Source organism: Streptococcus sp. HMSC068F04, from assembly GCF_001837455.1.
Classification (GTDB): Bacteria; Bacillota; Bacilli; order Lactobacillales; family Streptococcaceae; genus Streptococcus; species Streptococcus salivarius_D.
The window spans coordinates 49,554-60,089 of record NZ_KV832518.1 but is presented as its reverse complement, the minus strand read 5'-3'; the positions used below and the strand labels follow the sequence as shown (position 1 = coordinate 60,089).

The window sequence follows — 10,536 nt, the reverse complement described above, 5'->3', positions numbered from 1 at the left end:
GGTTTTACCCACTACAGAAATTATAGAGCCTTAAAAAGGAGGACTTTGGTTCTCCTTTTTAAATTTTATGGGAACGAGTCTTTTTATGACAAAATTATAATCTATTGTTAATGTGGTAAAAATATCATTAAAATAAGTTTTATTAACTTTTTTTGATAATAAAAAATGATATAATAAGTAAGTCTTTAAGATGTAGATTTTAAGACAAAAAATATATTGGGGAAAAATTGAATATGGAAAATAAAGTACGCTATAAACTGCACAAAGTGAAGAAGCAGTGGGTTACTTTGGCTGTCGCTTCAGTAGCTTTGGCTACCATTATTGGTGGTAGTGTTGCCACATCTTCACTCGCTTCGGCAGAAGAAACAAATAACTCTAATGGATCACCTTCAACAACTACGGTCGGGGAAAATACAAATCCTGTGGTTGAAAAAGAGGTAGGCACAACAACTGAGGTAGCAAATACTTCAAATGCCACAACAACAGAGCGAGCAGAAGTTACTGCTGACAAACCAGCTGAAACGACGGTTCAACCAAATTCAGGAACAACTACTAGTGATAGAGCTGTAGCAGTAGAGGTTGAAGCCAAACCTGAAACGACTGCTAAGCCAGAAGTTGCTACTAAACCAGAAACAGCTACAACATCAGAAGTCGCTGCAAATGCTGGAGTAGCTGCTCCAACGACTGAGAAGTCTAAAGAGCTTTCTGAAGCCGAAATTAAGGCTGCAGTCTCACTCGATAATATTAAAAAAGAAAAAGATGGTAAATATTACTATCTTTTAGAAGATGGATCACACAAGAAAAACTTTGCCATTACTGTAAATGGTCAGGTCCTTTATTTTGATGAAAATGGTGCCCTTTCAAGCACATCAACGTATTCATTTACACAAGAAACAACAAATCTAGTCACTGATTTTACAAAAAATAATGCTGCCTACGATTCAACTAAAGCAAGCTTTGAACTTGTTGATGGTTATTTGACAGCAGACAGTTGGTACCGTCCAAAAGAAATCCTTGAAGCTGGTACAACTTGGAAAGCGTCAACCGAAAAAGATTTTCGTCCACTTTTGATGTCTTGGTGGCCTGATAAGGATACTCAAGTAGCTTACTTGAATTACATGACTAAGGCTCTTAGCAACGGTGAAGAAACAAAAGATGTCTTTACGATTGAAAATTCTCAAGCTAGCTTGAATGCCGCAGCTCAAATCCTCCAACGTAAGATTGAAGTTAAGATTGCTGCTAATAAGTCAACAGACTGGTTGCGTCAGTCAATCGAGGCTTTTGTTAAAGACCAAGATAAATGGAACATTAATTCTGAATCGCCAGGTAAGGAACACTTCCAAAAAGGTGCGCTTCTTTTTGTGAACAGCGATTCAACTAAATGGGCTAACTCTGATTATCGTAAGCTTAATCAAACGGCGACAAGTTATATTAAAAATCATAAGATTGTTAATGGTAGCGATGGTGGTTATGAATTCTTGCTCTCAAATGACATTGACAACTCTAATCCAGTCGTTCAAGCAGAAATGCTTAACCAATTGTATTACTTTATGAACTGGGGACAAATCGTCTTTGGTGATAAGGACAAGGATGCTCACTTTGATGGTATCCGTGTTGATGCTGTGGATAATGTTAGCGTTGACATGCTTCAATTAGTGTCTTCATACATGAAGGCTGCATACAAGGTTAATGAGTCGGAAGCTCGTGCCCTTGCGAATATCTCTATTCTTGAAGCATGGTCACACAATGACCCATATTATGTGAATGAGCACAACACAGCAGCCCTTTCTATGGACAATGGTCTTCGTTTGTCTATTGTTCATGGATTGACTCGTCCAGTAACTAATAAGGGTACTGGTGCACGTAATGCTTCAATGAAAGACCTTATTAACGGTGGTTATTTCGGTCTCTCAAACCGTGCAGAAGTCACTTCATATGATCAACTTGGTTTTGCAACCTACCTCTTTGTTCGTGCACATGACTCAGAAGTTCAAACGGTTATCGCAGACATTATCAGTAAAAAAATTGATCCTACAACAGATGGTTTCACTTTCACATTAGATCAATTGAAACAAGCTTTCGATATTTATAATGCTGATATGTTGAAAGTTGATAAGGAATATACGCATTCAAATATTCCTGCTGCCTATGCTTTGATGCTTCAAACAATGGGTGCGGCAACACGTGTTTATTATGGAGATTTGTATACTGATAATGGTCAATACATGGCTAAGAAATCACCATACTTTGATCAAATCACAACTCTTCTTAAAGCGCGTCCTAAGTATGTAGCTGGTGGTCAAACATCTTATATCCACAACCTTGCTGGTGATGGGGTATCATCTGCTAAAGACAATAAAGAAGTTCTTGTCTCTGTCCGTTATGGTCAAGATTTGATGTCTAAGACAGATACAGAAGGTGGAAAATACGGTCGCAATTCAGGTATGTTGACCCTTATTGCTAATAACCCGGATTTGAAATTAGCAGATGGTGAAACTATTACTGTAAATATGGGTGCAGCTCACAAGAACCAAGCCTACCGTCCACTCTTGCTTGGTACGGATAAAGGTATCGTGTCATCATTGAATGATTCAGATACTAAGGTTGTTAAATATACAGATGCACAAGGAAATCTTGTCTTCACAGCTGATGAAATCAAAGGCTTTAAGACTGTTGATATGAGTGGTTACCTTTCAGTTTGGGTACCAGTAGGTGCGACTGAAGATCAAAACGTTCTTGCTAAACCATCAACAAAAGCCTATAAAGAAGGGGATAAGGTTTATAGCTCTTCTGCAGCACTTGAAGCACAAGTGATTTACGAAGGCTTCTCAAACTTCCAAGACTTTGTCAAAGAGGATAGTCAATACACTAACAAATTGATTGCAGCTAACGCAGACCTCTTCAAGTCATGGGGTATTACGTCATTTGAGATTGCACCTCAATATGTCTCATCTAAGGATGGCACTTTCCTTGATTCTATTATTGAAAATGGTTATGCCTTCACAGACCGTTATGACTTTGCTATGAGCAAAAACAATAAATACGGTTCAAAAGAAGATCTTCGTGATGCTCTCAAGGCTCTTCACAAACAAGGGATTCAAGTCATTGCTGACTGGGTTCCAGACCAATTGTATACTCTCCCAGGTAAAGAAGTAGTGACAGCTACTCGTACAGATACGCATGGTAAGGTGCTTGATGATACTAGCTTGGTTAATAAACTCTATGTGACAAATACCAAGTCATCAGGTAATGATTTCCAAGCCCAGTACGGTGGTGCCTTCCTCGACAAACTTCAAAAACTTTATCCAGAAATCTTCAAAGAAGTTATGGAAGCGTCTGGTAAGACAATTGATCCATCTGTGAAGATTAAACAGTGGGAAGCTAAATACTTTAACGGTACAAACATCCAAAAACGTGGTTCTGACTATGTTCTCAGCGATGGTAAATTGTACTTCACCGTTAACGATAAAGGTACCTTCCTCCCAGCAGTCTTGACTGGTGATACAAAAGCTAAGACTGGTTTTGCCTATGATGGTACAGGTGTAACTTATTACACAACATCAGGTACTCAAGCTAAGAGTCAGTTTGTAACTTATAACGGTAAGCAATACTACTTTAACGATAAGGGTTACCTTGTAACTGGTGAACAAACTATCGATGGTTCTAACTATTTCTTCTTGCCAAATGGTGTCATGTTTACTGATGGTGTCAGAAAAAATGCCAAAGGTCAATCATTGGTTTATGGTAAGTCAGGTAAATTGACGACTCAAACTGGTTGGAAAGAAGTTACCGTTAAAGATGATAGTGGTAAGGAAGAGAAATTCTACCAATACTTCTTCAAGGGTGGTATCATGGCTACTGGTTTGACTGAAGTAGAAGGTAAGGAAAAATACTTCTATGATAATGGTTACCAAGCTAAAGGTGTCTTCGTTCCTACAAAAGACGGCCATTTAATGTTCTTCTGTGGTGATTCAGGCGAACGTAAGTACTCAGGCTTCTTTGAACAAGATGGTAACTGGTACTACGCCAATGATAAAGGCTATGTTGCTACTGGGTTTACTAAGGTAGGTAAACAAAACCTTTACTTCAATGAAAAAGGTGTTCAAGTTAAGAATCGCTTCTTCCAAGTTGGTGATGCTACATACTATGCAAATAACGAAGGTGACGTTCTTCGTGGTGCTCAAACCATCAATGGAGACGAACTCTACTTTGATGAATCAGGTAAACAAGTTAAAGGTGAGTTCGTGAACAATCCTGATGGTACGACTTCATACTACGATGCAATCACAGGTGTGAAACTTGTTGATACATCACTAGTAGTTGATGGTCAAACCTTTAATGTCGATGCTAAGGGTGTTGTGACTAAGGCACATACACCAGGCTTCTATACTACTGGGGACAACAACTGGTTCTATGCAGACTCATATGGACGTAATGTCACAGGTGCTCAGGTCATCAATGGTCAACACCTCTACTTTGATGCTAATGGTCGCCAAGTTAAGGGTGGCTTCGTAACGAACACTGACGGTAGTCGTTCATTCTACCACTGGAATACCGGTGATAAATTGGTATCAACCTTCTTCACTACCGGTCATGATAGATGGTATTATGCTGATGATAGGGGTAATGTCGTTACAGGAGCTCAAGTTATCAACGGTCAAAAACTCTTCTTTGATACTGATGGTAAGCAGGTTAAAGGTGCTTTCGCAACAAATGCGAATGGTAGTCGCTCATACTACCACTGGAATACTGGTAATAAGTTAGTATCAACCTTCTTCACTAGTGGAGATAACAACTGGTATTATGCAGATGCCAAGGGTGAAGTTGTTGTTGGTGAACAGACGATCAACGGTCAACACCTTTACTTTGACCAAACTGGTAAGCAAGTGAAGGGGGCAACTGCTACGAATCCTGATGGCTCAATCTCTTACTATGATGTTCATACAGGGGAAAAGGCTATTAATCGTTGGGTTAAAATTCCTTCAGGGCAATGGGTATACTTCAACGCTCAAGGAAAAGGCTACGTGTCAAATTAAGAGTAATGAATGAAAGAAGTCAATCACTTTTGTGGTTGCTTTTTTCGTAAAAAATTGTCTAACTTTTATACATTCAGGTCATTTGTCTGGGTAAAAAAGTGGTATAATAACTCTTGCTAAATCTTTATTTTGGAGTACACATGGCTAAGTCAAAAAATACTATTGAAAGTCGGATAGATTACTCGATTCTCCTGCCAGTTCTCATATTGCTACTGGTTGGTTTGGTTTCGATATTTATAGCGACAAATTTTGATTACCCAAAGAATCTTGTGCAAGTCATGTCTCAGCAAGTACTATGGATTTTTCTAGGTTCAGTACTTGCTTTTGTTGTCATGTTATTTAATACAGAGTTTCTTTGGAAGGTAACCCCCTGGCTCTATATTTTCGGTCTGGGGCTTATGGTTCTACCTCTTGTTTTCTATTCTCCTGCTTTGGTTGCCTCAACAGGAGCGAAAAACTGGGTAAGCATTGGATCAGTCACCCTTTTCCAACCATCTGAATTTATGAAGATATCCTACATTCTCTTTCTATCGAGAATAGGTGTTTGGGCTAAGCAAGGTAAGGAAGTGACCAACCTTCAGGATGACTGGTTATTGCTCTTCCAATATGTTGCAGTCACGCTCCCTGTTTTAGGTTTACTAGTTCTTCAAGGAGATATGGGGACGGCCTTAGTCTTTCTGGCTATTTTAGCCGGTATCGTAGTGGTTTCGGGGATATCCTGGCGTATTATCTTGCCGGTAGTTCTAGCTTTTGCAACAGGGTTAGCCTTGTTTGTAATGGTATTTACTACAGATTGGGGTAAGGAAGCCATGCTCAAGATGGGGGTGCAAACCTACCAGATTAACCGTATCTCAGCTTGGTTGGATCCCTTCACTTATGCAGATGGTATCGCCTTTCAACAGACACAAGGGATGATTTCGATTGGTACTGGAGGAATCTATGGTAAAGGCTTTAATCATCTGGAGTTGAACGTACCGGTTCGTGAGAGTGATATGATTTTCACAGTCATTGCGGAAGATTTTGGTTTGGTAGGTGGTGGATTGGTTCTTCTAACCTATCTCTTCCTTATTTACCGCATGCTGCGAGTGACGTTTAAATCTAACAACCGTTTCTATACCTTTATTTCGACAGGCTTTATCATGATGATTGTCTTCCATATTTTTGAAAATATTGGGGCAGCAGTCGGAATTCTTCCTTTGACAGGTATTCCTTTACCCTTTATTTCTCAAGGGGGATCATCGCTCATCTCTAACTTGATTGGTGTTGGTTTGGTGCTTTCAATGGCTTATCAGACTAACCTGAACGAGGAAAATAAAATTCTCCTGGCTATGTCTCGTCGTATGCGTACATCTGGAACTAGTCAAGTGAAACCTGTTTCTAAGAGCAAGTCTAAGAAAAACAAGCCTTCGAAGAGTGTTACCAAGGCCTCTCAAGAATTGGTCAAGGCTAAAGATAAGGTTGATAAGGCTACTGAGAAAATGCGTCAAACCATTTCTCAAAATACGCCGAGCATTCATCAAGGCAAGCGTCGTAAGGGTTCGAAAAAGAAACCGACACGTAAACATTAAGAGAAAGCAAGTTGGTTAATCCAACTTGTTTTTCTTTGAAAAAAAAATTAAGGTCTGTGACCTTTTCTTTGCCCCTGCCTGTGGTATAATAGAAGTCGACTATTTCGAAAAGGGGTTTGCTATGATAGAGACAGCCAAACAGCAAGAACGTGCTATTTTAGTAGGTGTTGAATTGCAAGAAACAGAGCATTTTGACATGTCAATGGAGGAACTTGCCAGTCTTGCCAAAACTGCAGGAGCAGAGGTTGTAGCTAGCTATACCCAAAAACGTGAACGCTATGATAGTAAGTCTTTCGTAGGTTCAGGAAAATTAGAAGAAATCAAGGCCATGGTGGATGCGGATGAGATTACTACAGTCATTGTCAATAACCGTTTAACGCCTCGTCAAAATACCAATCTTGAAGCAGCATTTGGCGTAAAAGTTATTGATCGTATGCAATTAATTTTGGATATCTTTGCCATGAGGGCTAGAAGCCATGAAGGGAAACTTCAGGTTCACCTAGCTCAACTTAAATACATGTTGCCCCGTTTGGCTGGTCAGGGTATTATGCTCAGCCGTCAAGCAGGGGGCATTGGTAGCCGTGGACCTGGTGAAAGTCAGTTGGAACTCAATCGTCGTTCGATTCGTAACCAGATTGCTGATATTGAACGCCAGTTAAAAATTGTTGAGAAGAACCGAGAAACCATTCGCGAAAAGCGTGTTGATTCAACTACCTTTAAAATTGGTTTGATTGGTTATACCAATGCTGGGAAATCAACGATTATGAACCTTATGACGTATGATAAGCAATATGAGGCTAATGAACTTTTCGCGACCTTGGATGCAACGACTAAGAAAATTTACTTAAAGGATCAGTTTCAAGTGACCTTGACGGATACGGTTGGTTTTATCCAGGACTTGCCAACAGAATTGGTTGCTGCCTTTAAGTCAACACTTGAAGAAAGTCGTAATGTGGACCTTCTTTTGCATGTCATTGATGCGAGTGATCCTAATCACGAAGAGCATGAGAAGGTGGTCTTAGACATTCTCAAAGACTTAGACATGACTGATATCCCTCGTCTAGCAATCTACAATAAGATGGATGTAGCTGATAACCTAGTAGCAACAGTCTTTCCAAATGTTCGTCTCTCAGCACGTGACAAGGGAAGTCGTGAGGCACTCAGAAGACTCTTGATTGACGAAATTCAACAGATTTTTGAACCTTTTAGTATTAAGGTGCATCAGGATCAAGCTTATAAACTTTATCAGTTGAGTCAATTAGCCTTGCTAGATAGCTACACTTTTGAGACAGAAGTGGAAGAAATTACAGGTTATATTTCACCGAAAAATAAATGGAAATTGGAAGAATTTTATGACTGATTATATGGATTTAGCTTTAAAATATGGTGGTTTTACAAGTTTAGATAAGGTCTATTTGGAAAATACCTTGTCAGACCTTTCGGACAGTCAAAAATTGGCTTTCATTACGCCACCACCAAGCGTGATTAATGCTTATTTTGCAGAGATTTACCAAAAACAATCTCCTGAAGCAGCGACGGATTACTACTTGGACCTTTCAAAAGAGTTGAACCTCTTTAATTCTGCACCATCTTTTGATGAGTACAAGCCTTTTATTCGTCTCAATCTGTCAGGAAAATCTTATGGTTTTTGCTTTGAAAATGCTGATGAGGTGGCCTTAGTCTTTGCCGAGCATTTAGAGGTTCCAACGGCTAGCATTTTGTTTGAGCTTGCTCAAGTTTTCCCGCAGTATAAGGTTTATCTTGAAGGCACTCAAATTAAGATGACCAAGGTTGATTTTGACGAAGAAGTATTGGAAGAGTTAACACCTGAGACACAGTTACTTAGTCGTGTAACTAAGTTGAAAGGGAATGTCATTAAGTTGGCTAGCTTCAATCAAGATGAATTAGTGGAACTTTTGTCTCAATATAAAGGGCAAACCGTTTATTATGGCTTTGCTCAGCGTGAATGCTTGGCTTATATTGTCCAGAAATAAGAAGAACGATAGATAGAAAGTATAGGAAGTCATGGAATTACAATTTTTAGGGACGGGTGCCGGGCAGCCCTCCAAGGCCCGTAACGTGTCGAGTCTGGTTCTGAAGTTACTCGATGAAATCAATGAGGTCTGGATGTTTGACTGTGGAGAAGGTACCCAACGTCAGATTTTAGAAACAACAATCAGACCTCGTAAAGTTAAAAAAATCTTTATCACACATATGCATGGAGACCATATCTTTGGCCTACCTGGTTTCTTGGCTAGCCGTTCCTTCCAATCTAGTGAAGAACAAACAGATTTAGAGGTTTATGGTCCAGTTGGTATTAAACAATACGTTATGACCAGTCTTCGTACCTCTGGGACACGCCTCCCTTACCATGTACATTTTAAGGAAATTGATGAGCATAAGCTAGGCTTGGTTATGGAAAATGACAAATTCGCTGTTTATGCAGATAAGTTGGATCATACCATTTTTTGTATTGGTTACCGTGTGGTTCAAAAGGATCTTGAAGGAACCTTGGATGCTGAGGCCCTTAAAGCAGCAGGTGTGCCATTTGGTCCTCTTTTTGGTCAAATTAAGAATGGGCAAGATGTGGTTCTTGAAGATGGAACTAAAATCATTGCCAAGGACTTTATTTCCGCACCTAAGAAAGGTAAGGTTATTACTATCTTAGGTGATACTCGTAAGACGAATGCCAGTGTTCGTCTTGGCTTGGGAGCAGATGTCTTGGTGCACGAGTCTACTTATGGTAAGGGCGATGAAAAAATTGCCAAGAGCCATGGGCATTCAACCAACATGCAAGCAGCACAAGTCGCTAAGGATGCGTCAGCTAAACGTCTTCTTCTAAATCACGTATCAGCTCGTTTCTTGGGGCGTGATATCGGTAAGATGGCAGCAGATGCCAAAACGATTTTCGAAAACACCCACATCGTTCGTGACTTAGAAGAGGTAGAGATTTAATGGCTAAACAACGTATTATCGCTATTACTGGTGCTTCAGGAGGGCTTGCACAAGAAATTGTCAAGCAGCTCTCACCCAGTGATGGCATTATTCTCTTAGGACGAGATAAGGATAAACTTGAGAAATGTTATCGTCATGTGGAAAATAAAACCTGCCTTGCCATTGACCTTAGAGACGACAATGCCATTAAAAAAATGGTAGATTATCTCTATCAACGATTTGGACGTATTGACGTCTTTATCAATAATGCTGGTTTCGGTGAATTCAAGTCTTATGATCATTACACTAGCCAAGAGATCCGTGATATGTTTGATATCAATACCTTTGCGACGATGACCTTTTCACGTCTGATGGCTGAGAAAATGGTGGAGCAAGGCCGTGGTCATATCATCAATATTGCCAGTATGGCGGGAAAAATTGCGACAGCCAACTCAAGTGTCTATGCAGCGACAAAGTTTGCTGTGATTGGCTTCTCAGATGCCCTTCGTCTAGAGCTTGCTGATAAGGGAGTCTATGTGACAACAGTCAATCCTGGTCCAATTGAGACATCTTTCTTCGATCAAGCTGATCCTTCTGGAGCCTATCTTGAGAGTGTTAAGAAGTTTGTCCTCAGTCCTAAATACGTGGCTAAAAAGATTATCCGTATTCTGGGGAAAAACAAACGTGAAGTCAATCTACCACGACTCTTAGCGGCTGCGCACAAAGGATATACGCTATTTCCACGCATCTCGGACAAACTAGCTACCAATGTGTTTAACTACAAATAGGGGAATGCTAGATGGCAGTCAATATTCAAGTCTATTTAGAAACCATCCGGAAACCCGGAGGACAGGTATAATACGCCTTACAGGACAACCGCTTCAAGGGCCAAGAAGGCTGGCGAGAGTCTATGCTTCAGATGGAGCTGGCAGTCTGCCAAGAGTCCCCTTATCGGGATATCGCCCTCTTCCAGCACTATAGGTTAAAAAGGAGTTAAG

Annotated in this window: 5 protein-coding genes and 2 pseudogenes; all 7 read left to right on the top strand. The window is 40.1% G+C overall.

The genetic code is table 11. The annotated features are described in order from the left end of the window. The first annotated feature begins 233 nt into the window (after positions 1 to 233). Complete coding sequence (locus tag HMPREF2571_RS08165; RefSeq protein WP_070847683.1) at positions 234 to 5,036, top strand: glycoside hydrolase family 70 protein; 4,803 nt, start codon at positions 234 to 236, stop codon at positions 5,034 to 5,036. Between the two features lie 140 nt (positions 5,037 to 5,176). Then, positions 5,177 to 6,346, top strand: a pseudogene (locus HMPREF2571_RS08160) (FtsW/RodA/SpoVE family cell cycle protein); the annotation flags it as partial. A 379-nt stretch (positions 6,347 to 6,725) separates the two neighbouring features. Beyond that, positions 6,726 to 7,964 (top strand): GTPase HflX, encoded by a 1,239-nt coding sequence (hflX, locus tag HMPREF2571_RS08155; RefSeq protein ID WP_070847681.1) that lies wholly within the window; start codon positions 6,726 to 6,728, stop codon positions 7,962 to 7,964. After that, complete coding sequence (locus HMPREF2571_RS08150; protein WP_070847679.1) at positions 7,957 to 8,598, top strand: cystathionine beta-lyase; 642 nt, start codon at positions 7,957 to 7,959, stop codon at positions 8,596 to 8,598. Before hflX ends, HMPREF2571_RS08150 begins: the two co-directional genes overlap by 8 nt. A 31-nt stretch (positions 8,599 to 8,629) precedes the next feature. Continuing rightward, positions 8,630 to 9,559, top strand: coding sequence for a ribonuclease Z (gene rnz / locus HMPREF2571_RS08145; protein WP_045001803.1), 930 nt, complete (start codon positions 8,630 to 8,632; stop codon positions 9,557 to 9,559). After that, complete coding sequence (locus HMPREF2571_RS08140; protein ID WP_049528836.1) at positions 9,559 to 10,326, top strand: SDR family NAD(P)-dependent oxidoreductase; 768 nt, start codon at positions 9,559 to 9,561, stop codon at positions 10,324 to 10,326. Before rnz ends, HMPREF2571_RS08140 begins: the two co-directional genes overlap by 1 nt. A gap of 71 nt (positions 10,327 to 10,397) precedes the next feature. Further along, positions 10,398 to 10,535: pseudogene (locus HMPREF2571_RS11010) on the top strand (class I SAM-dependent methyltransferase); the annotation flags it as partial. Position 10,536: the final 1 nt, after the last annotated feature.

Excerpts from the sequence above, each read along its gene's own strand:
- HMPREF2571_RS08150 (WP_070847679.1), top strand. The coding sequence starts at position 7,957 with ATGACTGATTATATGGATTTAGCTTTAAAATATGGTGGTTTTACAAGT.
- rnz (WP_045001803.1), top strand. The coding sequence starts at position 8,630 with ATGGAATTACAATTTTTAGGGACGGGTGCCGGGCAGCCCTCCAAGGCC.
- HMPREF2571_RS08140 (WP_049528836.1), top strand. The coding sequence starts at position 9,559 with ATGGCTAAACAACGTATTATCGCTATTACTGGTGCTTCAGGAGGGCTT.
- HMPREF2571_RS08165 (WP_070847683.1), top strand. The coding sequence starts at position 234 with ATGGAAAATAAAGTACGCTATAAACTGCACAAAGTGAAGAAGCAGTGG.
- hflX (WP_070847681.1), top strand. The coding sequence starts at position 6,726 with ATGATAGAGACAGCCAAACAGCAAGAACGTGCTATTTTAGTAGGTGTT.